The 350-nt window shown below is 71.7% G+C and carries 1 protein-coding gene; it reads right to left on the bottom strand.

What is annotated here, in order from left to right:
* A partial coding sequence (locus CVH10_RS18535) for an FAD-dependent oxidoreductase (protein WP_369335874.1) occupies positions 1-321 on the bottom strand: 321 nt, incomplete at its 3' end.
* Positions 322-350 lie beyond the last annotated feature (29 nt).

The raw sequence follows: 350 nt of genomic DNA on the forward strand, positions 1-350 counted from the left end.
GCCGGTCTCGTCGCCCGGCAGCAGCAGGCCACCGACGAACTTCTCGCGCACCGCGGCCAGCGCGGGCTCGTGCCGGATGCATCCGTCGCGGTCGAGCAGCTCGAAGGGCACGCCGTCGCGCCGCAGCACGGCGATGTCGGCAGCGGTGCCGTCGAGCTGCGCCTGGGTGCGAAAGAGCTGCAGCGTGCCCTGCATGCGCTCGTCGTAGCGGATGCCGGTCTGCGCCCGCAGCGCCTTCAGGCAATCGCGGCTGTACTCGGCCAGCCGCACCATGCGGCTCTTGTTGAGGTCGTAGCGGGCGCTCGTGCAGTTGCGCAGCATCGCCGCACCCCAACGCACCAGCGCCAGGT

It is taken from the genome of Halomonas sp. ND22Bw, assembly GCF_003011945.1.
Taxonomy (GTDB): Bacteria; Pseudomonadota; Gammaproteobacteria; order Pseudomonadales; family Halomonadaceae; genus Halomonas; species Halomonas halophila.